The organism is Yersinia sp. 2540 StPb PI (assembly GCF_052217165.1).
Lineage (GTDB): Bacteria > Pseudomonadota > Gammaproteobacteria > Enterobacterales > Enterobacteriaceae > Yersinia > Yersinia enterocolitica_E.
Genome location: NZ_JAZGQC010000001.1, coordinates 4,645,631 through 4,669,416 on the forward strand (window position 1 = coordinate 4,645,631; position 23,786 = coordinate 4,669,416).

Sequence of the window (23,786 nt, forward strand, 5' to 3'; positions counted from 1 at the left end):
CATTGGCGCTCGTCTGCAACACATATTATCGCCTTTACCTTCCAGACGATTAATCGAACGCACTTGAAGGGCAGAGGTTGTCTGCTTTCCAATCGACTATCTTGGCACTTAAATCCATATCCCTTACCGACACGCTATCTCCTGAATATTCTGAACCAATAACGACAATATCGTAATCATGATTTGCTTGAGGAACGAAAGTATATGTGTCAGATCGTTGAGTATTTTGATGGTAGCCTGCTTCCGTCCAGTAATGAATTACCCTCACCAACTGCCCTGGCTTGATAGTAAACTCATTTATAAAAGCCCCTTTATTGTAAGATGACTCTGGCATTCCTATTTTTTTATTACCAGTAACAGGAATTCCCATTACAGCTAGACCAGACGTAATTCGTCGCTCTAAAACTTTTTTATAGCAACCACTCGTTTGCTTCTCGAAGAACTGCAGAGCAGTATTACCATCAGATGAACTACGAATCCGTGCTGCATCCGAACCTTTATAGTCTTCTAGCGAAGGTCTAAAACCTGCCGTACACCCACTTAACAATGTCGCCATAATCCCAGTAACAATCAGTTTTCCATACATTATTTATTCTCGATACTTATATTAGTGGATCAACGGAAATGAAGTCTACAAGCATTAGGTTTGAAGTGAAATACAGAATTGGGCTACCTGATAAGAGAAGCTCCGTGAATATACCCGGGTTTTGTAAACACTTTTTTGCCTCATAATGGAGGCTCAATGAAGGAGTGTTTATGTCAGTCAGAAATTTCACTGAAGAATTCAAAATTGGAGCCGTAAAACAAATTAACGAGCAGGGATAACCGGGCCCGATTAACGGTACGGATTATCCGACTTTATCTTGCACTTAGCATTACTGCTGCTGAGTCGGCTTATTACTGTTACAACCTGTGCTATTACATTCGCGCTCCACGCTTTTCAGGAAGTTGGATCCTGCATGGTTCTGTTTGAGCAGGAGAGGTACAGTCGTGAAGCGTCGCTACATTCGCTATCCCGATGTTGTAGTCCCTGGATCTGCGATTGCTTCAGTGTCTGTTTTTGCTGTTGATTTAGCAACCCCATCACTTCCTTATATTCAAAATTGAGTTCTTGATCCAACTGGACCATTTCCAGTGATGCGCAGTAGGTTTTGTCATAGGCATTACGTGGGTTATCACAGCCCCCAGCCATTACGCCAACTGATACCAACAGCAGTGAACATCCCAAGACTGTTTCTCTAATCACTTTGCACTTCTCCCTATTATAGATTGATCCGAAGACATCTTGAGCCAATGCCTCATTTTTGAATAGTCTGACAGACAATAATCAGTGATTGGAAAATTCATTCGATGACATAAATAAACGACACAGAAAAAGTAATATTCCCCAGCCAGTATAAAAAACAAATCTTTTGGTGATGCAGTACAGTGTGCAAGTTGTACATATAGGTAAAGAAAGGAAAATTGCAAATTCAACTTTTTGTTCTAAGTGTTTACGACTAATTAATTGGTTAGAGGGATGATAATACTACGGCAAACTCACTTTGACGTAAGAGATCGGTTCTGCCTGACACAAAGTAAAAGGGGTTTCCTTGAAGGGAAACAGTTCGTTCAGACGGTCTTCTGGACCTGCGGACTATGTTGACCACTTTGCCGTCACTGTTCAGTTATCTTGCGCCTTCTGCTTGAGTTGTCGGTGCTTTAATCTTTCTTTCGATTTTTCAATCGCTAATTTTGTGCGATTTGGAAACAACACAGTCATCTCTGAAGGGAACAAGTGCAGGTTCTTCTCCAACAAGCGCCACTAGCCATCAGTCCAGCGATGCACAGGTGTCTCACGCACTTTGAGTTTCGTGTATTTCAGACACAGTTGGCTTGCCTTTATTTTGATCGACTCGACACTTCTACGAGGCAGATCTTGCACCACTTGGGTGCCTATCTTGAGGTAATACCGTATCAAAATACGGACTTCATTTTCCTGCCAGTTTCGGAGACTTTTGACCCCCATTTTTTTGCCATAGCAAAGATGGTTTTCCGCGTTCTCCCCGACAATACCTGACCGACAGAGGTTATTCTCTCTATTCAGGTGGCCAAATTCAGTATTCCACTACACTACAGTTAATACGGTATTTTGAATCGTGCTACTTACTGGTAGGCTAATCCCAGTTAAAACTAAAGTGGAAGATCGAATTCCACGATTCTATTCCTTAATTTTCAAAGTTAAAGCGAAAATAAAATGATAGTAAACAGCATGATATATCGTACAGGATCTCATGGTGAAAGTATAAATGTCGACGATATCAGTGAAGTAATACATGAAAAGGATTCTTTTATCTGGCTCGGGTTGTGGCAGCCAGAACCCTCCTTTATGTATAAAGTACAAGAGGAGTTTAGCCTCCATGAACTAGCAATAGAAGATGCCTTGAACGCACATCAACGACCGAAAATAGAACGTTACGGTGAATCTTTGTTCATTGTGGTAAAAACCGTACGCAGAGCACAGGAGAACACCGAGTTTGGCGAGACTCATTTTTTTATCGGTCGAAATTTTCTGATTTCCATTCGCCATGGTAAGTCAGATAGCTATGCTCATATCAGAGAGCGTGCGTCTGAAAACTCCGCTATGCTGGGTTACGGGCCGGGGTATCCTCTCTACTGCATACTGGATTTTATTGTCGATGGTTATTCAGAACTCACTGTATGTCTCAGCGAAAAAATTAGCGAAATGGAAGATGCAATGTTCCAAAGTGAGTTTGATCGTAACGCTGTCCAAATGGTATACACCATGCGCCATCAACTTCTTGAGCTACGTAATGCGGCTGCGCCTGTCGAGGATATCTGCACGCAACTCATCAGACTTCACACAGAAATAATCCCAAAACCACTACAGGCTTATATCCGTGATGTCCAGGATCATGCCCGTCACGTTGTTACCGATGCAGATGATATGCGGGAGATGTTGACCAGCGCCATGCACGTTAACCTTGCTCTGGTCACAGTTCAACAAAACGAAGTGGTGAAAAAACTCGCTGGATGGGGAGCCGTGCTGGCCATTCCTACTGTAATCTTCAGCTTGTACGGAATGAACTTTGACTTTATGCCAGAACTGCATGCTCGGTTTAGTTATCCTGTAGTGCTTGCTACCACGCTGGGTTCGTGTGTCTTACTGTGGAATAAACTTAAGCGCTCAGGATGGCTGTAATGATAATGTTTTTCTAAAGCCTCTGTGACTAGGTTTAGGGTTTTGAGAGCCAATGGAACGAAAACGTACTATAAGGGCTTCCCCGAACAGTCAACACCAGTTTAATTTTTTCTGTCTGACTACCACTGATAGTAAAAGGATAAGACTGCGGTACTATAAACAGTCATGATGAATTGTCATCGATTCGGACCCTGATGAAAGACGCTCGTGAGGTTCTCGTTCGCTAAGCGGATACAGATATCCAGTACGTTTTGCAGATATTCCTCACGGGGTCAAACCCTTTAACATCAACTCTTGCAGCCAAAAAAGGTGTTGGTCTTCAGATAATGCGTTTCAGCTATCTGATGATGAGTACAGCTTAAAGTCATCACCATAATTCAATGATACCCAGCATAGTCGGGCGTTTTTTGCAGCAATAGCGACGGCTGCAGGCCAGTAACCCCGGCGATTGATCAGTGAACATACCGACCGACTGAAGGGGTCCTGTTTATGCTCCACGCCAATCATTACAGAGCGAGCCCCCTGAACCAGTAAAGTGCGCAAATAAGCGTCACCCGCTTTTGTTATTTTCCCCAGCAGGGCCTTTCCTCCACTGCTGTACTGTGATGGCGTCAGACCCAGCCACGCTGCAAGCTGGCGGCCGTTCTTAAAATCATGTCCATTACCAATACTGGCGATCAACGCACTTGCTGTCCTAGGACCAACTCCCCTGAGTTTCATGATGTTTTTGCTGCGGCTGTCTCGGGCGGCTATTCTGGTCAGGATACGATCATACTCAGCGATTTTTAGCTCAATACTGTCAATATGACTGAGCAGGTCATCAACGCACTGACTGACCCAGCCAGGCAAATTTTCGAGGTGTTCTCTGGCCAGTCTCCGCAGTTGTTCTGTACTCTGCGGGGCAATCAGGCCAAATTCAGATACCAAGTCAGGAAGCCGGTTATATGATGCGGTGCGTTCTTCAATAAAATCCTGGCGGGTACGATGCAGGCATTGCATGAACTCCTGTTCTTCATCTTTTACCGGCACAAAACGCATGTGGGGCCGTCGGACAGCGTCGCAAATTGCCAGCGCATCAGCAGCGTCATTTTTACCAGTTTTACCTGCCAGCCGGTATGGCGAAACGAATTTCGGGGCCATCAATTTAACGTCGTGACCATACTGCTTGAAAAGCCTTGCCCAGTAATGAGCGCCTGAACAGGCTTCCATCCCAATAACGCAGGGTGGCAATGAGTTCGGGCAGCGCTGCCGGTCTACTTTGGGTTTAACGAGAACAGCATTGCCATTTTTATCAACGCCATGAACGGCAAAAACATTTTTTGCGAGGTCGATCCCAACAGTTACAACGGCCATGGTTATTCCCCTGTAATATTTTGGTTACTCCCCATAATGTCACGGAAGATGGTTACAGTAACCACATCGAGGGGAAGTCCCTTTCATTCGGTAAGCTAATTCATTCTCTAGCATTACACGAGGTCACTTGGATCTCGTGTAGGGCACACCAGCCAGTTTTCAGTCGAAGACCCACTTATCGATATGGCCTTTATCACCACGTTTACCGGAATGACAGATAAGTGGTTTTACAAAAGTATTCAGGATGGGGACTTTCCTAAATCCATCAAACACGGGCGCAGCTACCGTTGGTTTAAAAGCGAAGTGGAAACCTGGATACAGCAGCGTATTACACAATCCCGCTTATAACCTGCCATCCGCTTAACGCCAATCTGCCCGTACAGGGACGGAGTACACTTGTTATGTGCAAGTGCTGTCGTCTGGCTATCTCGTAGACATACTGAGAATAAGAAATTTTTTGTAGCAATACGGCCTGAAAGGGAGAGTGAGAACTAATGGCCTACAGGTAAAGAACTAAAAGGTCATCAGATGATGACATTAATCAGCAATGCCCTGCTTTTGTTGTTGAATATCTTGTTCGATACCATCTCGTACATCTTGTGGGATTTTCAGTGCATCACCTAATGCGGCGAGGTAGCTGCGCTCCATAAAATGGTCCACATCAATAACGGCACAACTGAGAAAATAGAGCTCCAGCGCTTCTTCTTCATTTTGTATTTCACGGGCCAATAATTGAGGATCTAACGGTCTATCAATCGCTTATTGCACCAGACGTTCGCCTTGTTCACCGATACCCGCTTCCTGCATATTTTGTTCAATAATGCGTCGCTCTTTCGCATCAATGTGCCCATCACTTTTGGCAGCAAATACCAGTGCCATAACCAATCGCTGCACACGCTGGTCTACAGGGGCTGCTTGCTGACCATACTGTGAACCATCTTGAGGATTCTGACGGATCCTATCTTTATATTTATTCCATAACACGGTACTGAGTACCGCGCCGCCACCGGCAAGTAACGCACTGCTACCGTATTTGCTCAACAGTTTGCGTGATGATTTACTTCCAACCAGTAAGCCAGCAAGGCCGCCTAAGGCGCCGGGCACTAACATATTACTCAGGCTAGAACCGCCTTCGTTACTCTTTTTCGTTACCTGTCCAAGCATAGATTGTAATTGTTGTATCAAGTTATTCATAATCGCCATCAGATAGAGTGGAATAAATACTTCGAGCATAAAGCAACGAATGTCAAGATGTGTATGGGGAGGTAAAAACAGGGTTCGATACACCAGCAGCGGCATGTCAGCCAGTGCTGCAAACTACTATAACGCTGAGGTCACGTTTTCCAGCGCAATGCAGTTTATGCTGATGACCAGTACTTGTTGATTGCCGCGCAGTCGCACCAGAACTTCCGTCAGGGGGGTACCGCTCATCCCTGGCTTCTACGGCCCGGCTTCCAGCCAGGCGTGTCGGCACATCAGGCTATTGTGTGTCCAGGATAATCAGGGTTAATACCGGTTTTTATATCGCTCCTGACTGCGGTAACGATTACGGACTTCTCGCCGCCGCTCTTTTGGTGTTCCCTATGATTTCAGTAAACACTGTTCACGTCGCCGAACAATCTGTTCCCATTCAGTATCATCAGGGCAGTGTTCCATGACAGCAAGCCACTGTGTCGCAGCCCTGCGCCAGAATCCGACCAGTTCTAAATCGGTCGCTTTTTGTATTAACGTTTCAATACTCACTGCACTCTTTAATTCAACCAACCGCCATCACTCCACGCTGTACTGTGTATCACTTCCCCTAAACCCTAAAATTTGACAGTAAAAAACCCGATATTGGCTTTTTCTGCAAGAGAACGAAACCATTGCGCATAAAAACATATCACTTACCTTGTCTGTGACGGATGATAACTATACTGAGTTGATCAGATTAAGTGATCAATATCGACTGATTGATCTGCATAATCGATTTCACAGACTCATTTTCTGACCGTATTCTTACGGGTGCTAACACGGGGAAAGGTGAGCCCTGCGCAGACAGGGCCATACTCAAACAGGATATTCTGTTTGTACTCATTACATGTTGGCGAATGTATTTCTCAACGTTAATGGGGGCTCAGTTGCATAAGTTTGCCACTCACATCTCTTTGTGGATTCACTGTAATACACAATGACGTTACCTATCGATAAATCATTTTTACGTTATTAGGGGTTAACTGATTCACGGTGATAATAGATAAGCCTCTTGTGATCCTACTTGGTTCTAAAATACCCCCAATACACATCACATTTCTGAAAAAAATATTTGTAGGCATATTCCTACAATAATTTCCATAAACTCTCAGTTTAATTTTTATGATGTTTATTAATACCTTTTTTCGTAGAGGGTTATCTTTTTTTGCAAGAAATGTCTTATGCATTAGTGTGATGATCTGTTTTTTATGAATATTTAAAATTTACTTTTTGTTACATTTAATTTATTGGTGTTAGATGGCTATCTATGTTGGTCCTTGACGACAGGCAGCTGGAAAATTTAATGTGTGTCTGTGACGTGAATCTATTACTCAGGCACCTCACTGTTCCAGATAGCTGGGGGCTGTCGTGAGCGAGTAACGTACGCTAACTGAACTCTTCATCGGAAGCAGTTCAACCGAACGTCAGTCCCCTAGTTCAAACAAAAGGCCCCCCTTATTTGGAGTTTTTACATATTGCTATCCTTTATTGTACCACTGGTCTTCGCACCCCTAAATATGCCAGATTGGCAACGAATCAAATCATTTTAAATACTTATAACTTTAAAAAATGGGCTGTTTTAAAATCCCAGGAAGAATTCATTAGCTTATGAGTGACTTTTGAAAATACCATGCAGACATTCAACTGAGCCTGACTATTTGCAAGAATAGCTTTACCTTCATCAGTTAATGGGGAAACGCTTGGATCTGTGGGCTTGTCAGCGGTGATATCAGGTACATCCAATTTCACGAAAAAATTAATCATGTTTTTCGAAGTATGCGGGTTTAGATGTGAAACTGTACGCCTCCCCTTTTGCATCCGACTTGTGGCATCTTTGATGAGTGCATCAAAATTTTGTTTCTGTACACCTGAATTAGCCTTCCATGTACCTTCCAGAATCGAAGAGGCAGCTCTTGAGCTATTAATTGCAATCTTATTATCAGTCATTTGAATCACCAGAGTTCAGTGCATGTCCTTTTCAACGTGATTTTAACGCATAAATAAAAGTATGTAACTTATTAAGTCATTGTTGTCATTAAACAGTCTGTCCACTGGATAACGCTTATGAGCAGCGTGTAGTGCAGGGTCAGGTATTGGCGTTAACCGGTCAAGCGGTCGCCAGTGGTTATACGACTGCACAAGAGCAGTTCGAACAGCTCTTTGCTGCAGGCATTCAGTACAGTAAGGGGTTTAATTTTGCCGTCGGCACCCATCTCAGTGCTGAGCAGATGGCGGCATTGCCCAGTATATAGTGCTGATAGAAAACTGCGAAGTTGCCGGGCAAACCGTTCTGGTACTAGTGGTCTACCGACAGGCAAAAAAAAGTCTTAACGTGAGGAAAGCTCCTTAGGCAAAATACGCCATTAAGGTGCTTTTATCTGCCTGTTAGATCAGCAAAGAACTCTGTTTGGATTATTGATAATTTGTGCTGACTCATCTTTGTTCTCACATCGTTGCTACTCTGGGGAACAATCAGAATTGACCGTCAGCTAAGAGCGCAGGCTGTGTGAAAACGTTTTGGGTCACAGATACTGTCAAAAATAGAGCTGAAAACCATACCCATGCGTAAAATTTAGATCTAACTAACAAGTTGATAAATTTCATATTTTTTAGGCCCGCGCACTTCAGTTTTTGTCAGGGTTTTCACAAACTGAGCCAAAAGCGGACATCTCGGTATTCTAATCTGTAAAGGTCAGGTCGCAACGAGGGTATTACTAACAACACTCGGGGAGCAGATCAATAACCCCTCTCGTGCAACCTACCTCATCCATAGCAGGCATAACTCCTTTCAGGACAGCCAGGAAGGAGTTATGCCCAGCCACTGACAGTATCGTGCCCATGTTTGCGATTTTGATCATCATTTGAACACAGGTCACCAATACTATGAATAAATCTGCTAATCTTCTTAACTCGCCAACAGGATATGGTTAATGTTCAATAATCTTGATGTTTGCCAAGCAGTGCTTAATGCCTTGCCCGATGCAGTCTTTCTGAAAGACAAATATTTCCGGCTGGTTTTTTTAAACCATAAAGCATGTGAGTTGTTCGGTAAATCATCCGACTTATTGATCGGTAAAAAGGCGCTGGAACGTCTGGATTTGCCACTTGCATCTCGTATCCTGGACCAGGAAAAAAATGTACTGAACACGGGAGAACCATTGGAATTTGAGGAACAAGTACCCGGTCAGGACAACCAGACCATAACCATGGTGATAAGGGTATCCCGACTCATTCTGAACGCTGAAGCCTATCTGCTTATCACGCTGAATGACATTTCTATACTTCGGCAGGCTGAAGCCCACACACGTTATCTGGCTTACCACGATCCTCTAACCGGTTTATATAATCGTGCTGCATTCTATGAGAGGTTACAGAATGTGGTGCGCCCTCTTATAAAACCGGAACAACCTAGTGGTGTGTTGATGTTGTTCGATATGGATGGGTTTAAAAATGTCAATGACACCTGGGGTCACCAGGCCGGCGATCTTGTGTTGTGTGAGTTTGCACGGCAACTTTCCCATTCCACGCCGGAGGAATGCATTATTGCCCGCCTTGGTGGCGATGAGTTTGCAGTATTAATAGAACATCCTCTTCCGCCAGAAGAGGCTGAATCACTGTGTCAGAGGATTGTCCTGAGCACTCGTGCCCCTTTCATCCTCAAGGGTGCAAAACCATATGTTACCGTTTCAGCTGGTATAACCATTATCATGCCATCAGATATCACGGGAGGGGAGTGCCTGAGAAAAGCTGACACAGCCCTATATGAAGCAAAACGTATGGGTAAAAACAGGTATTGTATTTATTCTCAGCTTCTGGACGAAGGCTTGGCAAGAAAACGAAAAATGAAAAAAGCCCTAGCAATGGCTCTGCTCAGCGGACAAGGGCTTGAGTGCGCATATCAACCTTTTATTCGGGCGCAAGACGGCGAAATTGTAGGAGTCGAAGCACTGGCCCGCTGGGACGATCCGGATTTGGGTTCGATTCCCCCGATTCAGTTTATCCCTCTGGCGGAAGAGTGCGGGCTGATTGTGCCACTGGGCAAGTTTATCCTGAGAAGGGCTTGCCAGGAAATGCGGCCCTGGGATAACTTGTCGCTTTCTGTGAATATTTCGCCTGTACAACTTTGTGAAAGTGACTTTGCCAGTATGATCCTGCAACTGTTGGCGAAGGAAGATTTTCCGCCTCACCGGCTGGAGCTGGAGCTGACAGAGACTGCAATTATGCATTCTGATACTCACAGTAAAGAGCAGTTAAGTATTCTGCGTCAGCATGGGATAAGAATTGCGCTGGATGACTTTGGTACCGGTTATTCCAGCCTTACTTTGTTAAAGGACATCATGGTCGACAGCGTCAAGATTGATCAATCATTTGTACAATTCGTGACGCAACTGAAGGACACAGCAGCAATCGTTACCGCAGTTTCCCGTCTGGGAAACCAGTTGGGGCTACAGGTCATTGCTGAAGGTGTCGAGACCGGTGAACAGCGACAGTTTCTGATTGATGCAGGTTGCTCACAGTTACAGGGATATCTTTTTTCAAAGCCATTAACAAAAGAAAAACTGGCACAGTTAATCGCAACTGCCGATAAAAATTCCACAGATCTAACAATCTGACAGATTTGGACGTTTTCGGCTATTTGGACATCTGCTTTTCATTCATAGCCGTCCGAAGCATTTCTCGCGGCCACATTTATACCAGAAGCGTACACTTCAAACACTACCGAATTTTAATCAATGGGGAGCGTTTCACGCACCCAGCGCTGTAACACACTACATGCAAACTTCAGATAAAAACCACTAAAGAAAAGGCAGATCCCCTATGCGAACCCCTGATTATCCTTCTAGAGACGCTGAAAAATGGGCACAAGTCGATACCTGGTTTGCTGAAAAACTCGCCCCAGAAGGACCGGATTTGAAATGCACTCTCGCCAATAACGCCGCTCATGAGTTACCCGCACACGATATCTCTGCCTTACAGGGTAAAATGCTGGAGCTTTTAATCAAAATAATACGTGCTACTCGCGTTCTTGAAATAGGAACTCTCGGAGGTTACAGCACTATCTGGATGGCTCAAGCTTTACCGCAATACGGGCGCGTGACAACCATAGAATTTAATGAGCATCATGCAAAAATTGCCCGCCAAAATATAGATAATGCAGGATTGACTGAACGGGTTGAGCTGCATATTGGTGCCGCCCTTGATGTGTTACCGATGCTCAAAGCACCCTATGACCTTATTTTTATTGATGCCGATAAAGTTAATAACCCACGCTATCTGGAGTGGGCAATACAATTGTCCAGGGAAGGTACTGTGATCCTAGGGGATAATGTCGTCCGTGGCGGTGGTGTGATTGATTCTGATAGTAACGATCCTAATGTGCAGGGACTGCGAGACTTTATTCAGATGACTTCAGAAGACGAACGACTTGAAGCTACAGCAATACAAACTGTCGGTGAGAAAGGGTGGGATGGCTTTATCATAGCTATAGTTAAAGCCATATAGCTATCAATCTCATTCAATCAGAATAAAGCCGCCGTCAGGTGGTTTTTTTACACCGTTTTTCGAGATTCAATAAAATACATAACTCCCCGCGGATTAACGCATTTTTATATAAACATCTTTCGCCGTTTTAATCACCAAATGAGGCTGCATTTTCTTACAGCGATAACTGCATACAAAGTCTATATCACGCCCTGAGACATCGGGCAACTTTGAGCGAGGAACGGACATTCATGATATTTTTCCGCGTCTGTAAACAATGGGCTGGGGGGAGCCCATTAATGGCTCGCAGATGCCTTTAAACTAATGCTGATTCAGAGCACCTCATGTAATTACGAAGCACGTGTTCCATTCATGATGATATTTCTTCTGAAGTTATCCACTACTATCTGAGCCGTTTTACTGGTCATGTATGTCTCCTCAACGGGGATTCTATCGGGATTTGGATGGCGACTTAACTGCGAAGGAAAGCCAGCAAATCATTGTTGAGCCGTTCCTTGTGGGTATCTGTAATACCGTGAGGAGCCCCGTGATAAATCACCAGTTCAGCATGTGGAATAAGCCTAGATGAGGATCGGGCAGCAGCGTCGATTGGGACTATTTGGTCATCATCGCCGTGTAAAATCAGCGTAGGAAGAGAGAATTTCTTAAGGTCCTCGGTAAAGTCTGTTTCGGAGAACGCTTTGATGCAGTCATAAGTGTTTTTGTGTCCGCCCATCATGCCCTGCACCCAGAAGGCATAGATTACCCCCTGGGATGGGATGGCACCGGGACGGTTATATCCAAAGAAGGGTCCGCTGGCGACGTCAATGTAAAGCTGCGAGCGGTCAGCAACAGAAGCTGCACGGATCCCATCAAAAACTGACAGTGGCAGACCACCTGGATTTGACTCAGTCTGCACCATGAGCGGAGGAACCGCCGAGATCAACCCCGCTTTGGCTAACCGGGCAGTCCCGTGGCGACCAATATATCGTGCCACTTCGCCGCCCCCCGCGGAGAAACCGAACAGGGAGGCCCCTTCTATATCCAGATAATCCAGTAATTCTGCCAAATCGTCAGCATAAGTATCCATTTCATTCCCGTTCCAGGGTTGGCTGGAGCGACCGTGCCCCCGGCGGTCATGGGCTATGACCCGGTAGCCATTGTTTGCCAGGAAGAACATTTGCGCTTCCCAGCTATCGGAGCTCAGAGGCCAGCCATGACTAAGAACCACCACCGGGCCTGTGCCCCAGTCTTTATAATAGATCTCAGTCTTGTCCCGAGTAGTAAATGTGCTCATAGATTTCGCTCTCTGTTAAAAATAGCAATGACATTGCCATTTTTTAGTCACAAGAAGGTCGTCGCCAGAGCATCAGAATAGAGAGGCTGGCGAAAGTGTTTCGGTTGTTAAAGGTTTGAGGAGCGTTGACCTTACCCTTTGCTCATGACTGTGTCAGGTGCAGTCAGATTTGAATGCACACCCGCTCCGCCTGAACGTCAATTTCAAAAGTATAGACAGGGCACCTCACGGCTGCTAATTATTTTTTAATCAACTTCATTTTCAAAACAGTTTGTATAAGGTCATGTTGAACGGAGCCAAGTCACGCCTCTTCTCTTCCAGTTCGAGTCTAATCTGAACTGTCCCCGTATGGGATATGGAGAATGGTGAGTTGCACTCTATGAGCTACACTCTATTGAAATTAAAAAGCGCAAATGCAATTGCCTGGTTTCGAAAGTTTTCGGCTGATGGCTACCGTTTTCACGGATGTTGAGTCTAATTCTGAGTATGATCATACAGCGACCTGAGTTGTCGGCGTCTCCCTCATATTCTGATAATCATTTTAACTCTCCGGAAAACTGTCTTTAAGAGGTGAAGCCATGCGTTACCGCATCTTTGGAAATACAGGTCTTAGACTCTCAACACTCGCCCTCGGCACGGGTAATTTCGGCAACGGCTGGGGTTATGGTGCGGATATGCACTCAGCCTGCGTAATCTTGAGGAGATGATGGCAGAGCGAGGCGTTATTGTTGACCATTCCACGTTACACCGCTGGGTTATCCGTCTGGTACCCTTACTGGATAAGGTATTTCGACGACATAAACGCTCAATAGGTCGTCGGTGGCGAATGGATGAAACTTACATCAAAATCAAAGGTCAGTGGAAATATCGCTACCGCGCGGTGGATACTTCAAGCCAGACTATCGACTTCCTGCTGGCCGCCAAACGTAATGCAGCAGCTGCATTACGCTTCTTTCGCAAAGCCATTCGACACCACGATGAACCTGAGACAGTGACCCTTGATAAAAGTGGCGCCAACAACTGTTACATCTTTAGCAAGGTGCGGCTAAATCTGACAGTCAACTAAGAGCGAAAAACGGACTTATCGACTAGCGATTCATCTTATACGCCGGAACGGCCGTCGTAGCGCATCCGCTGATAAACCCTGTTACAAGCCCGAAAAGGAATAGCGGATGGTGGTAATACAGTTCACCTTCAACGATGTATAAATGCCATACTAAAGCCCCCCGCGAGTTTCATGCTCATTGAGTGAAGGAGTGAGCTGCATTGAATGGCATCCCCCCACGACTCGGAAAGTTATCTCATCCGCCTGAGCGATAAGAAACGCCCTGTCACGGCTCTTGTCATACTTTCCACAACAGTTGTCTGTCTATTGTTATTGGCATTCGGCTGGGCATTTATTGCAGCATCCCGCACAGCACAACTGGGCGATGCTGAAGTGGCCAACACCAATATTGCTCGCATGATCGCTGTTCAGGTGGAATCTACCCTCAAAACCGCGAGTGTCACTTTGTCTGACCTTTCGGAACGTCTTGAAGTCGACGGCATGGGCTCGCACGAGTTGCACCGGTTGGAGACTCACTTGATTGAAATAGACAAGGCCAGCCCCGAACTACACGGACTATTCGTATATGGAGCGGACGGGGCCTGGCTGGCGACGTCACTAAGTCGTCCGGTTAAAGGAAATAACTCGGATCGGGAATACTTTTCGTACCACCGCGCTAATCGTAATCTCGCAGTTCATATAGGACCGCCAATAATTAGTAGGTCCACCGGGGTTTGGATTATTCCCGTGTCGCGGCGGATTAACCTGCCTGACGGGAGCTTCGGCGGTATTGTTCTCGTCACGCTTAAAATTAATTTTTTTGAACGCATTTTTGACGAAATTGATATTGGTAAAACCGGCACAGTGTTGCTCGCACTTAGCGATGGAACGTTGGTTTACCGGCGGCCCTTTGAAGAACGGCTGGTCGGGACTGATATTTCGAAAGGCCCAGTCATGCAGGCCTTATCCACGCATTACGCCGGCTCCTCAATCCTGGTCTCAAAGATCGACCGGATCGAACGACTGTACAGTTACCGGCACGTGGACGGCTACCCATTTGTCGTTGCTGTCGGGCGTACGAAAACAGAATTATTAAGGCAATGGCAGCGCTCGAGCTTTCTTCTTGGGGGCGCCGTATTAGTGATCTGCTCTTTGTTCGGATTGCTCGCATCAAAGCTGGTCAGGCAAATAAGTATCCGCGACAACCTTGATAAAAGGCTGCGTGCCCGTTCAAATGATCTGGAACAGAACAACATCGGTCTGCAGATACTGGCGAACACGGATAAGCTTACTAACATCGCTAATCGACTCATGTTCGATGAAATTTTTGATCAGGAATTCAAGCGTGCGCAACGCGGCTATGACTGCCTCTCGCTGATCTTGCTGGATGTAGACTTTTTCAAAAAGTTCAACGACCGCTATGGGCATGTGGCCGGCGACGCTGTTCTTCGCTCCATTGGCCGGATAATGACCGAACAGGTGACCCGAGCCGGCGACCTGGCCGCACGCTACGGTGGTGAAGAGTTCGTTGTTATCTTGCCGAGCACCGGCAGAAACGGTGCAATCGCGGTTGCTGAACGCATTCGTGAGGGGATCCTCGCGTTGTCAATTGCCCATTTGGATACTCCATGGGGTAAGGTCAGCGCAAGTTTCGGCGTTACGACTGTTTACCCAAGCCAGCAGAGAGGTTTACTGCCATCGGATGTTGTCATTCGCGCCGATCAGCAGCTCTATGAGGCAAAGCGTACCGGGCGAAATAGAGTGTGTTCCGAACCTGCAGTGTAACAAAACTGTGTAGGTTCTTCTTATCTTCAGAGGCTGCAATGTTAAAAGTAATTGCCGAAGACTTTATAAAACCTGATTGTGTTGAGAAGGTTATGGCTTTGTACCGTGAGCTAGTATCGGCCACAAAAAAGGAACCTCTTTGCATCGCTTATGATCTGTATATCGATGAAAAGGATCCGGGGCATTTCATTTTTATAGAGGAATGGCCGGATCGTACAGCGCTCGAATTACATTGTGAAGGTGAGCATTTCAGACGGCTTGTGCCATTGATTGACCAACATAAGCGCAAAGATGCTCAATACATTCTGATGAATAGTTTTGTAACCACGCACAGCTTGTAAAAACTCATATTGTCAATGGTTTATGTCGAATGTTTTTACACACGTGTAGTTAAACTATGGTCATGCATCCGTCCCAGCTTTTTGATGTGAGGTTATGTCCGCTTTTGGCTGTGAGTTCAACCGATGGATGCAACACACTGATTGAACCGCTCTGCGGGTGATTCATAGTCTAGCGTTTTTCTCGGCCTTTCATTTAGCTGTCTGGCAACACTGTTAAGTCTTTGCTGGCTGTGAACCGATAAGTCAGTTCCTTTTGGAAAATATTGTCTGAGCAGCCTGTTCGTATTTTCATTTGAGCCACGTTGCCAGGGAGATTGAGGATCACAGAAATAAATCTGAATGTCTGTCGCTACAGTAAACCGAGTGTGGCTTGTCATTTCAGCGCCTCGATCCCATGTTAGTGTTTTATAAAGCTCAACAGGTAATTCCCGGGCTTGTTTGATGAGTGCAGATATAACAGTTATGGTTTTGTTGTCCCTGATTTTGGCCAGCATAACAAAGCGGGAATGGCGTTCAACGAGGGTGACGATATAGGAGTTTTTCGAGCCCTGGATCAGATCACCTTCCCAGTGACCTGGTATGGCTCTGTCTGCGGCTTCGGGTGGCCTTTCGCTGATAGGTATCGCATTCGGGATTGACCCTAATCCTTTCCCTTTAAGTGATGACGTTCTGGATCTACGCACTGCTCTTCCGCTTCTGAGGCATTGCTGCAGTTCTTTTTTTAATGCTCCCCGGGTTTGTATAAAAAGCGTTTTATAAATCGTTTCGTGTGACACATGCATTTCCTGATTATCCGGATAACAGCGTTTTAGCCAACCGGCGATTTGTTCCGGCGACCAGTCCTGATGCATCTTCTCTGCAATGATTTTACACAATGTGGGGCTTTCAATTAGCTTGCAAGGTTTTGGTCTCAGAGCACGTTCCCACGCAGCCGTATCCTCTTTTGCTGCACGGTATTGTTTTGCACCTCAGTGCCTCTTGATCTCGCGGCTAATCGTTGAGGGGGCTCTTGATAATTTGTCAGCGATGTCCCTGATGCTACGTTTTGCTACCAGCCCTCTGGATATCTCCTCTCTTTCATCAAGCGAAAGCGCTAACCGGTGCCGCTTTCGGACAGGGGGACGGTATCCACCAGTCTGATGGATAGTGGGCATGATCGAAGAATGGTATCTGTCGAACATTCTGGCGATATCATGCAGGGAATCCCCTTGCTTATATCTGTCCCAGATAATCGCTTTCTGTTCTGGCGTGTAGTTAATTCGAGTTCTTCGTTTCATGGCAACGTCCCCCCTTGATTAAGGATAGCGTTGCATCGACCCGTTGAACTCACAGCACAAAGCAGTCCTGAAGCCCAGTTGCTGGCAGCTTCGTGCCAGATATAGTCATTCGAACCCTGAGAGTTACACTTTTTAAGTGATTCAGGGTATGCGCTTACTGGTTACGAATATTGAGCGAGAATCACGTGATGATCGCCGCTTTTCTTTCGAGCCAGTAGGTGCTCCACGTTCGCTAACGAATACTCAGGGCATGCAGACAAACTGCTGACTATATTTCTTTCGAAGCGCGTGGAATGCATACCAATCCCCGGTCAAAAGGAGTTGGTTATGACTGCGATAGATCAGTTTGCTGCTCATGTTGGTCTGGACTCTTTCCCGCTGCGGTAGGGCAACGGATAGTTAGCCAGCGGGTGTGAAAGGTTCATATTATGCGTGCCTTCAATTTCAGCGATCACTGTTTGATAACCGAAAATCCACCGATCGCTCAGGGATTTGGCTCTGGTATGAGCAATATGAGTAATCAGACTTTCCATCGCTGATCGGCTTTGCCAGTAATAATTATTAATGATTCGCCCACTCGTGGCATCGGTATAGCTTTCCATACCAATAAAACCGGGAATACTAGTGGTGTAATCCTCTATTCCCTTGTCCAGAATATAAAACTCATCGTCATACTCTTTTTTTTCAAAAATAAAGCTGCTTAAAAATAGAGACATTTTTCCCCACCCAGGCATCTGCCATAAACATAAACATAAACATAAACATAAACATAAACATAAACATAAACATAAACATAAACATCAGAGCAGTCTTTCCAAGGCGAATAGACTGCCAGACAGGATTAAATAATTTATTATTAGGTCCCTTGATCAATAAGTTTCTGCTGGATTTCTGCTCCCGGCATCATATCTTGCAGTCCCTTAATCAGCATTTCTCCGGCTTCGTGTAAGGCTGTCAGGGGCATCTCGGGCAAACTTTCCAAGATAAACCACATCTGCTGGTTTTCAACACTGAGACGGGTTCTTACTCCTTGCCGCCAGTTCCAGCGTCGGCATGTAACGCCAATATCATCTCGCCAAACTACTTCGCCAGGTTCGGGTGATTCGTAAGCCGGTTGGCCTTCTTTCACTGTATCAAACAGCTCACTGCCATTGGCTATGGTCAACTGTGGGGGGCCAACATAGGCGGCTAGATTTTCCCCCCCCACAGGAATTGCATAACGTAGGCTGACCGCATTGTAGAGGTCAACCACAGGATCAATTCCAGGCATATCCCCATCCCGCAGTACTCTTTTACGGAGCGCTTGTGCAGAGCAAGGGGTACGCTTGGGTTTTGCCCCAAAGTGTTTGAAGACTTCCGCCCAGGCAGTCAGATGGGACTCGGCCCATTCAGGTGATCCTGAAGTAACCACCTTACAGGCTTGTTTCAACGCATTCTCACCCACCTCAGGGTGTATTACCGGGGCAGCCTTGACGAAAATGCTGAGAGCCCGGAATCCCGGCGCGATATTGTCAATATTAGTATTAATTGACGGAGTAACAGAAGACATTGGATAATCCCATAATGACTAATTCATTACATGATATCGACCAGTGACCAATAAAGTCAATAAAACGACCGCTGCAGGTGCTGACATCCTTTCAGTCAGCGAAGCAGTATCCGGACGGATCAAAGCCTTCCGTAAGCAAAAAAAACTCTCACTGGATGAGCTTTCCCGACGCGCCAGTGTCAGCAAGGGCATGTTGGTAGAAATAGAAAAGGGAGCTGCTAACCCTAGCATAGCTATTTTGTGCAAGCTCGCCGCTGCCATGGGGCTTTCCGTAGCCGATATAGTCGATGTGGCCAGTAAGCCCCCGGTGCATATTATTAATGAGGACGATATTCCCGTTCTATGGCAAGGTGAAAAGAGCGGGAGTGCCCGGCTACTGGCCGGCACCAGTGGTCCAGATATGGTTGAACTCTGGCGCTGGCATATGTATCCCGGGGAGCAATTCTCATCACCTGGTCATCCTGTCGGCACATGTGAACTGCTCCATGTGGAAAAAGGGACGCTCCAGCTTTCTATCGACAATACAACGTTGAACGTCCCTGCTGGTTGTTCAGCTGTAGCCAGAACGGATTCCCCGCACCAATATGCCAACAGCAGTCATGACGAGCTTGTCTTTACTATGGCCGTTGCAGAATTACACTCCTAAACACCAAGCTGGTGCCAATATTTATGGATACTAAAATGATTGACTCATGCAATTGGTATAAAGAAAACTATCTGATCAGTACCGACCCCTCTCTGCTGGATATTGATGCCATTCACCACGCTTTATTTCGATCAACTTGGGCTCAAGGTATTGATAGAGAGACCGTCAAACTATCGGTGAATAACAGCTTGTGTTTTGGCCTCTATGCTCAGGAAATCCAAATTGGTTTTGCCCGATTAGTGACCGATTATGCTACTTTCGCATATCTCTGTGATGTTTATATTATCGATGGTTATCAACAGAGTGGGCTAGGTTTGTGGTTGATCGAATGTGTGAATGCGCATCCATTGATTCCACGTCTTCGAAGGATCATGTTGGTAACCGATACAGCAGCATGGTTATATCCAAAGGTGGGCTACGTGGCTGTAAACCGTCCAGATTTTGTGTGGCAAATAGTTAAGCCTGATATTTATCTTCAGCGCTGAGTCAATGCAATATTTATTATCTGCAATAACTTGCGCCTTAAAATTACTAATATTTTTCTCAAACCAGAGAAATCACAGAATACATTGATATCTCTGTGTGGTTGCAGTCATGAATGGTTTTCAGGCATAACGTCCGTTCATCGCTCATAGCCGCAATTGGGCGTAGCAGTGGGCAGCTTTGTGCCCAGGCTGTGTAAAAACTCAGTTTTTGCAGTTTCTGAGTACGATCCCTCAGTCAGGGATGTATTCGCTGTGATTTGTATGTAGAGGTAGAACGAGGCTTTTGTGGCTTGATATGACGTGCTAATGGCTTGTTATTAGGGGGTAAAGCGGCCACTCCCGCTAGTTGCATTGTTCTCGCAACTTAATGGCCAATCCTTCGGTACCCCAGATGGACATCATCCTTTTCAGGTTATAAGCCAGCACATGCAGACTGATTTCTGTGCTAACGTTTTTAAACCGTTGCGTCAGGAAGTGAGTCGCTCCCATCCACATTTTAATTGTCCCGAACGGATGCTCTACCGTTTGCTTTCGCACGACAGCTGTTTGTGGCGATGCGTTAAGCCTGGCTTGCATGTCTTCCATTTCTGCTTCATGAACCCAGCGCCTTATACGTCTCGGATCGCGTTTTGATGTGGTGCACCTTGACCGCTGACTGCAATCGCGACAAGCGATATTGTTAAAGTACATTTGCTGCTCTAAACCATCCTCAACCACCGTAAACCTGTTCTGAAGCTCGCTACCCATCGGACAAATATAAATATCTTTTTCCTGGTCATATTTGAACAATGAACGATTGAAAAGACCTTTACGGTCAGCGCCTGAGGTACCTGCGGCCCAGTTCGACACACCAACATAACGAACCAGCCCTTGCCGTGTGAGATCGTCAAGCGCGCGCAGCGTTTCCTCAACGGGCGTGACAGGATCGCTTGCATGAATCTGGTACAAATCAATATGATCGACCTGAAGTCTTTCCAGGCTCCTCTGCACCGAATCCATAATATGCCCACGTGATGCTCCCTGCGCGTTAGGCCCGGAGCCCATAACCCCACCTGTTTTCGTGGCAAGAACAATGTCGCTGCGTGCAACACCGAGCTCTTTTAGCGCGATCCCTGTAATACGCTCAGACTGGCCGAAGGAATAAATATCGGCGGTATCGATAAAGTTAACCCCGCCGGCGAGCGCTCGCGCGAAAAGCTGATTTGCTTCGTCCTGTTCTACTGCGCCTATGGAGGACCACATGCCAGCATCCGTGTTGCCGCCCAATGTCATTGTGCCGAGACACAATTCTGAAACAAACAAGCCTGTACGCCCAAGTTGCTTATATTTCATTTGATTTACCTTTCCTCCTCACCCGTGACGCCATGTGCTGATTCAGGATATGCACATGAGGTAGTTCAATGACGCTATGGATTCATTGGGTGAAACTGTGCGGCAATATTTGCAACTCGTGCGCCATAAAGGCGTGCCGTTTCGAGATCGCCTGATGACATTTCTTCAGGCGAAGCATCGGCGGGAGTTTGTGCCATTGGACCAATATTTGAGCCCATCCGATTCAGATCATCACGCAATGAGGCCTTGGTATTCGAGGACTTAATATCCATATTGACCCAGATACCGCCGTGCTGACCGGCCAGCAAAAAGAAATAGGCCAGCGTATTCAGCTTGTCACCATTAATGCTCGCGCTGTTAGTAAAGCCGCCGAAAATCTTGTTAACCCATTTGCCCTCAAACCAGGGTTTTGACGAGGCGTCGGCAAATTTTTTGAACTGCCAGCTCGGCCCACTCATGTAGGTTGGCGAACCGAACAGAATCACGTCTGCCGCGTTGAGCTTTGCCCATGCGTCTTCAGCAATGTTTCCTTCGGAGTCTATAGCGTGGCTTTACACACCTATGGCTCAGAGTGTGGAAATACGCGTCCCTTGAATACTCAGCGCAAAATCTGCACCAAATACTTTAGCCGGCGTCTGAAATCCAGGCTGGCTTGCTCCGTTAAGCACCCGTCTGGCGGCTTCGACCGCAGCGAGTGGCGTATAGGAATATCCGTTGACCGTTTCAATGACTGCATGATGAATGTCACCATCAACCCCGGTCATTTCAACCACTGCACGAGCGACATTACCTGCGCGCTCTTCCTGAGAGGGGCCATCAGGCAAGCGTGATAAATCTCCGGATGGAAAGGCATCGCCACTCACATGGACATACATTTCAATATTTGGAATGCCGGTTGAATGCCATGCAGTAACAAGATCACCGAAAGATAGTGGCGCACATTCTACTTTCCCTTCACCAAAATCAAAAAAGTCTGTTTTGGCATCGGTTTTCGTCGTCAGTTCACCATTGACCCTGGCAAGCAGACCCGCGCTGATAATCTCTCCCACACTGAAGGCCGAACCCCGTGACATTGAGCCTGCAACCTGCAGCGCAATTCTCAAGCGGATAGGCTCATGCACCTTTTCAGCTATCGTCACCGCGAGACAATCCGTTGGCACCACATCCCATCCCACACCCGGCAGTAACATGACCCTAGCCGTGGAGGCGAGATCATGCAGTGACTCCGCCAGCCGATAAACGTTGATTTCTGCAGTAATATCCAGGTAATGAACACTCTGAATAATGCAGGCTCGCATCAGTGATTCTGAGGTGTGAGCAAAAGGACCGGCGCAGTTCAATACAACCGTTATCCCGTCCAAATGACGAGGGAGAGCCTCGGTATCATCCAACGCAAAAGCATGGGCTCTTACGTTCAATGTTTTCGCCAGTTCATCCAGTTTTTCTTTATTTCTGCCGGCAATCACGACATTGAGACCCGCGTCTTTTGCCTGTTTGGCAATCATGCGTCCGGTATAACCGGTGGCACCGTAAATAAGTAATGTTTTCATGATGAGGTGTGCTGCCAACTTTTATAGACGAATTCCAGGGTGTAGCCGTCGGGATCGATAACGCCGGCAGCGTAATAACGGGGATCATAATAAAGACGTGCGCCCGGCGCACCGTTGTCAGCGGCTCCTGCACTCATTGCTGCGGTATAGGCTTTATCAACCCTTTCTTTGCTATTGGCGACAAAGCCGACGTGCGTGGCTCCGCCTGCAGCGTCCCCCTCCCGCAGCCAGAAAAATATCCGGCCGTTGGCACCAAAGCCTTTGAGGTCAGGATGCCCCGGCGGCCCATCATTTCCGTCATAGTCCAGGCGAACGGTGACGCCGAGAGGCGCCAGGGCTGCGGTGTAAAACGCAACGGAACGCCCAATTTCACTCACCGATAGAAAGATATGATCGATCATAAAGCCTCCTGTGATTATTAAATGTGATACCCGCCAGCTACTTCGATGGACTGAGCATTAACCCAACCATTTTCATCCGACACCAGACTCGCAATGGCCTTACCTACATCGTCAGGCTCCCCGACGCGCCCAAGCGCTGTTTGTGAAGCGAGTAAGGCTTCGAACTCATCATTCAGGCCGCCGCCCAAGCCGGTACGAATGGCGCCTGGAGAAATAGAGTTTGCACGGATACAACGTGGCCCAAACTCCTTGGCCATATAGCGTGTCAGTACCTCGAGCCCTCCTTTGAAAGCGGCATAAGGCGCCACGCCTGCCGTCGCGACGCGCGTCGTTGCGCTGGTCACATTCACGATGTGCCCCCCATCAGCAAGCACCGGCAAAAGAGCCTGTGTCAGGAAGAACGGGCCTTTAAGGTGAACATTGAACAGACTGTCGAACTCATTTTCTGTCACCGTTTCAATCGGGTTAAAAAGGCCGAAACCGGCATTGTTGATCAGTACATCAAAATCAGGACGTTGCCAGAAACGGTGTAGTAAATCTTCAAGGGTCTTCCTAAAGGTAAGGAAAGTTTCAGAGCGCGAAACGTCAAGCTGGACAGCGATAGCCTTACCGCCCGCAGCTGCGATTTGTTTGACAACCTTGTCAGCGGCTTCAGGATGATTATGGTAGGTGAGTACCACGCCCATACCGCGTGCGGCGCACTGGATCGCCGTACTGGCTCCGATACCACTGCTTCCACCTGTTACAAGAATAACTTTCATGATGTTTCCTTTCTCTGTGTTTGCGTTGGAGTAATAGTATGGTAAGGG

Annotated in this window: 20 protein-coding genes and 5 pseudogenes; 10 read left to right on the plus strand and 15 right to left on the minus strand. The window is 46.6% G+C overall.

Annotation, left to right across the window (positions count from 1 at the left end):
* Nucleotides 1-49 precede the first annotated feature (49 nt).
* Complete coding sequence (locus V1956_RS21770; RefSeq protein ID WP_442825656.1) at nt 50-586, minus strand: hypothetical protein; 537 nt, start codon at nt 584-586, stop codon at nt 50-52.
* A 354-nt stretch (nt 587-940) separates the two neighbouring features.
* A complete protein-coding gene (locus V1956_RS21775) occupies nt 941-1,246 on the minus strand; it encodes a lysozyme inhibitor LprI family protein (RefSeq protein WP_442825657.1) in 306 nt (101 codons plus the stop codon).
* Between the two features lie 990 nt (nt 1,247-2,236).
* Between V1956_RS21775 and V1956_RS21780 the strand changes: the two genes are divergently transcribed.
* Nucleotides 2,237-3,202: a magnesium and cobalt transport protein CorA gene (locus V1956_RS21780; RefSeq protein WP_442825658.1), complete on the plus strand. Its 966-nt coding sequence runs from the start codon at nt 2,237-2,239 to the stop codon at nt 3,200-3,202.
* 333 nt (nt 3,203-3,535) lie between these two features.
* On the opposite strand, the gene V1956_RS21785 is transcribed toward V1956_RS21780, so the two are convergent.
* Entirely contained in the window at nt 3,536-4,555 is a 1,020-nt protein-coding gene (locus V1956_RS21785) for an IS110 family transposase (RefSeq protein ID WP_442825659.1), read from the minus strand.
* Nucleotides 4,556-4,738: 183 nt separating this feature from the next.
* On the opposite strand from V1956_RS21785, the gene V1956_RS21790 reads away from it, so the two are divergent.
* Nucleotides 4,739-4,903, plus strand: coding sequence for a helix-turn-helix transcriptional regulator (locus V1956_RS21790; protein ID WP_442825660.1), 165 nt, complete (start codon nt 4,739-4,741; stop codon nt 4,901-4,903).
* Nucleotides 4,904-5,092: 189 nt separating this feature from the next.
* Here V1956_RS21790 and V1956_RS21795 read toward each other — a convergent pair.
* From V1956_RS21795 to V1956_RS21805, 3 genes and pseudogenes are all read right to left on the minus strand, one after another.
* A pseudogene (locus V1956_RS21795) lies at nt 5,093-5,749 on the minus strand (tellurite resistance TerB family protein).
* A 387-nt stretch (nt 5,750-6,136) separates the two neighbouring features.
* The gene (locus V1956_RS21800; RefSeq protein ID WP_442825838.1) at nt 6,137-6,298 is read right to left on the minus strand and encodes a PerC family transcriptional regulator; all 162 of its coding nucleotides are present in this window, start codon (nt 6,296-6,298) and stop codon (nt 6,137-6,139) included.
* Nucleotides 6,299-7,342: 1,044 nt separating this feature from the next.
* Nucleotides 7,343-7,735 carry a hypothetical protein gene (locus V1956_RS21805; protein WP_442825661.1) on the minus strand — a complete coding sequence of 131 codons (393 nt, stop codon included), beginning with the start codon at nt 7,733-7,735 and terminating at the stop codon, nt 7,343-7,345.
* A gap of 107 nt (nt 7,736-7,842) precedes the next feature.
* On the opposite strand from V1956_RS21805, the pseudogene V1956_RS21810 reads away from it, so the two are divergent.
* The 3 genes and pseudogenes from V1956_RS21810 to V1956_RS21820 form a co-directional block, all read left to right on the plus strand.
* Nucleotides 7,843-8,096 (plus strand): annotated as a pseudogene (locus V1956_RS21810) (hypothetical protein); the annotation flags it as partial.
* 622 nt (nt 8,097-8,718) lie between these two features.
* Nucleotides 8,719-10,401: an EAL domain-containing protein gene (locus V1956_RS21815; RefSeq protein ID WP_442825662.1), complete on the plus strand. Its 1,683-nt coding sequence runs from the start codon at nt 8,719-8,721 to the stop codon at nt 10,399-10,401.
* A 205-nt stretch (nt 10,402-10,606) separates the two neighbouring features.
* Nucleotides 10,607-11,290, plus strand: coding sequence for an O-methyltransferase (locus V1956_RS21820; RefSeq protein ID WP_442825663.1), 684 nt, complete (start codon nt 10,607-10,609; stop codon nt 11,288-11,290).
* A gap of 451 nt (nt 11,291-11,741) precedes the next feature.
* Here V1956_RS21820 and V1956_RS21825 read toward each other — a convergent pair whose 3' ends face one another.
* Nucleotides 11,742-12,566 (minus strand): alpha/beta fold hydrolase, encoded by an 825-nt coding sequence (locus V1956_RS21825; RefSeq protein WP_442825664.1) that lies wholly within the window; start codon nt 12,564-12,566, stop codon nt 11,742-11,744.
* 664 nt (nt 12,567-13,230) lie between these two features.
* On the opposite strand from V1956_RS21825, the pseudogene V1956_RS21830 reads away from it, so the two are divergent.
* The 3 genes and pseudogenes from V1956_RS21830 to V1956_RS21840 all read left to right on the plus strand — a co-directional run.
* Nucleotides 13,231-13,584: pseudogene (locus V1956_RS21830) on the plus strand (IS6 family transposase); the annotation flags it as partial.
* Nucleotides 13,585-13,836: 252 nt separating this feature from the next.
* Nucleotides 13,837-15,396: a sensor domain-containing diguanylate cyclase gene (locus V1956_RS21835; RefSeq protein WP_442825665.1), complete on the plus strand. Its 1,560-nt coding sequence runs from the start codon at nt 13,837-13,839 to the stop codon at nt 15,394-15,396.
* 38 nt (nt 15,397-15,434) lie between these two features.
* On the plus strand, nt 15,435-15,737 hold the full coding sequence (locus V1956_RS21840) for a putative quinol monooxygenase (protein WP_442825666.1): 303 nt from the start codon (nt 15,435-15,437) through the stop codon (nt 15,735-15,737).
* A gap of 116 nt (nt 15,738-15,853) precedes the next feature.
* On the opposite strand, the pseudogene V1956_RS21845 reads toward V1956_RS21840, so the two are convergent.
* The 3 genes and pseudogenes from V1956_RS21845 to V1956_RS21855 all read right to left on the minus strand — a co-directional run bounded on the left by V1956_RS21845 (nt 15,854) and on the right by V1956_RS21855 (nt 18,563).
* Nucleotides 15,854-17,014 (minus strand): annotated as a pseudogene (locus V1956_RS21845) (IS30 family transposase).
* Between the two features lie 353 nt (nt 17,015-17,367).
* The gene (locus V1956_RS21850) at nt 17,368-17,730 is read right to left on the minus strand and encodes an antibiotic biosynthesis monooxygenase family protein (RefSeq protein WP_442825667.1); all 363 of its coding nucleotides are present in this window, start codon (nt 17,728-17,730) and stop codon (nt 17,368-17,370) included.
* 140 nt (nt 17,731-17,870) lie between these two features.
* The gene (locus tag V1956_RS21855) at nt 17,871-18,563 is read right to left on the minus strand and encodes a B3/B4 domain-containing protein (protein ID WP_442825668.1); all 693 of its coding nucleotides are present in this window, start codon (nt 18,561-18,563) and stop codon (nt 17,871-17,873) included.
* A 43-nt stretch (nt 18,564-18,606) separates the two neighbouring features.
* Between V1956_RS21855 and V1956_RS21860 the strand changes: the two genes are divergently transcribed.
* Nucleotides 18,607-19,209 (plus strand): helix-turn-helix domain-containing protein, encoded by a 603-nt coding sequence (locus tag V1956_RS21860; protein WP_442825669.1) that lies wholly within the window; start codon nt 18,607-18,609, stop codon nt 19,207-19,209.
* Nucleotides 19,210-19,244: 35 nt separating this feature from the next.
* Nucleotides 19,245-19,694, plus strand: a complete 450-nt coding sequence (locus V1956_RS21865) for a GNAT family N-acetyltransferase (protein WP_442825670.1) — start codon at nt 19,245-19,247, stop codon at nt 19,692-19,694.
* Nucleotides 19,695-20,036: 342 nt separating this feature from the next.
* On the opposite strand, the gene V1956_RS21870 is transcribed toward V1956_RS21865, so the two are convergent.
* From V1956_RS21870 to V1956_RS21890, 5 genes and pseudogenes are all read right to left on the minus strand, one after another.
* On the minus strand, nt 20,037-21,026 hold the full coding sequence (locus tag V1956_RS21870; protein ID WP_442825671.1) for an aldo/keto reductase: 990 nt from the start codon (nt 21,024-21,026) through the stop codon (nt 20,037-20,039).
* A gap of 74 nt (nt 21,027-21,100) precedes the next feature.
* A pseudogene (locus V1956_RS21875) lies at nt 21,101-21,571 on the minus strand (flavodoxin family protein); the annotation flags it as partial.
* A gap of 21 nt (nt 21,572-21,592) precedes the next feature.
* On the minus strand, nt 21,593-22,576 hold the full coding sequence (locus V1956_RS21880; protein WP_442825672.1) for a saccharopine dehydrogenase family protein: 984 nt from the start codon (nt 22,574-22,576) through the stop codon (nt 21,593-21,595).
* Nucleotides 22,573-22,977, minus strand: coding sequence for a VOC family protein (locus tag V1956_RS21885; RefSeq protein WP_442825673.1), 405 nt, complete (start codon nt 22,975-22,977; stop codon nt 22,573-22,575). The genes V1956_RS21880 and V1956_RS21885 overlap by 4 nt, the downstream gene beginning before the upstream one ends.
* Nucleotides 22,978-22,994: 17 nt before the next feature.
* Nucleotides 22,995-23,738, minus strand: coding sequence for an SDR family NAD(P)-dependent oxidoreductase (locus V1956_RS21890; protein ID WP_442825674.1), 744 nt, complete (start codon nt 23,736-23,738; stop codon nt 22,995-22,997).
* Between the last annotated feature and the right edge of the window lie 48 nt (nt 23,739-23,786).

Coding starts and splice junctions, on each gene's coding strand:
- V1956_RS21880 (WP_442825672.1), bottom strand. CDS start 22,576: ATGAAAACATTACTTATTTACGGTGCCACCGGTTATACCGGACGCATG.
- V1956_RS21820 (WP_442825663.1), top strand. CDS start 10,607: ATGCGAACCCCTGATTATCCTTCTAGAGACGCTGAAAAATGGGCACAA.
- V1956_RS21870 (WP_442825671.1), bottom strand. CDS start 21,026: ATGAAATATAAGCAACTTGGGCGTACAGGCTTGTTTGTTTCAGAATTG.
- V1956_RS21785 (WP_442825659.1), bottom strand. CDS start 4,555: ATGGCCGTTGTAACTGTTGGGATCGACCTCGCAAAAAATGTTTTTGCC.
- V1956_RS21835 (WP_442825665.1), top strand. CDS start 13,837: ATGGCATCCCCCCACGACTCGGAAAGTTATCTCATCCGCCTGAGCGAT.
- V1956_RS21850 (WP_442825667.1), bottom strand. CDS start 17,730: ATGTCTCTATTTTTAAGCAGCTTTATTTTTGAAAAAAAAGAGTATGAC.
- V1956_RS21890 (WP_442825674.1), bottom strand. CDS start 23,738: ATGAAAGTTATTCTTGTAACAGGTGGAAGCAGTGGTATCGGAGCCAGT.
- V1956_RS21865 (WP_442825670.1), top strand. CDS start 19,245: ATGATTGACTCATGCAATTGGTATAAAGAAAACTATCTGATCAGTACC.
- V1956_RS21805 (WP_442825661.1), bottom strand. CDS start 7,735: ATGACTGATAATAAGATTGCAATTAATAGCTCAAGAGCTGCCTCTTCG.
- V1956_RS21770 (WP_442825656.1), bottom strand. CDS start 586: ATGTATGGAAAACTGATTGTTACTGGGATTATGGCGACATTGTTAAGT.
- V1956_RS21840 (WP_442825666.1), top strand. CDS start 15,435: ATGTTAAAAGTAATTGCCGAAGACTTTATAAAACCTGATTGTGTTGAG.
- V1956_RS21855 (WP_442825668.1), bottom strand. CDS start 18,563: ATGTCTTCTGTTACTCCGTCAATTAATACTAATATTGACAATATCGCG.
- V1956_RS21885 (WP_442825673.1), bottom strand. CDS start 22,977: ATGATCGATCATATCTTTCTATCGGTGAGTGAAATTGGGCGTTCCGTT.
- V1956_RS21815 (WP_442825662.1), top strand. CDS start 8,719: ATGTTCAATAATCTTGATGTTTGCCAAGCAGTGCTTAATGCCTTGCCC.
- V1956_RS21780 (WP_442825658.1), top strand. CDS start 2,237: ATGATAGTAAACAGCATGATATATCGTACAGGATCTCATGGTGAAAGT.
- V1956_RS21825 (WP_442825664.1), bottom strand. CDS start 12,566: ATGAGCACATTTACTACTCGGGACAAGACTGAGATCTATTATAAAGAC.
- V1956_RS21790 (WP_442825660.1), top strand. CDS start 4,739: ATGGCCTTTATCACCACGTTTACCGGAATGACAGATAAGTGGTTTTAC.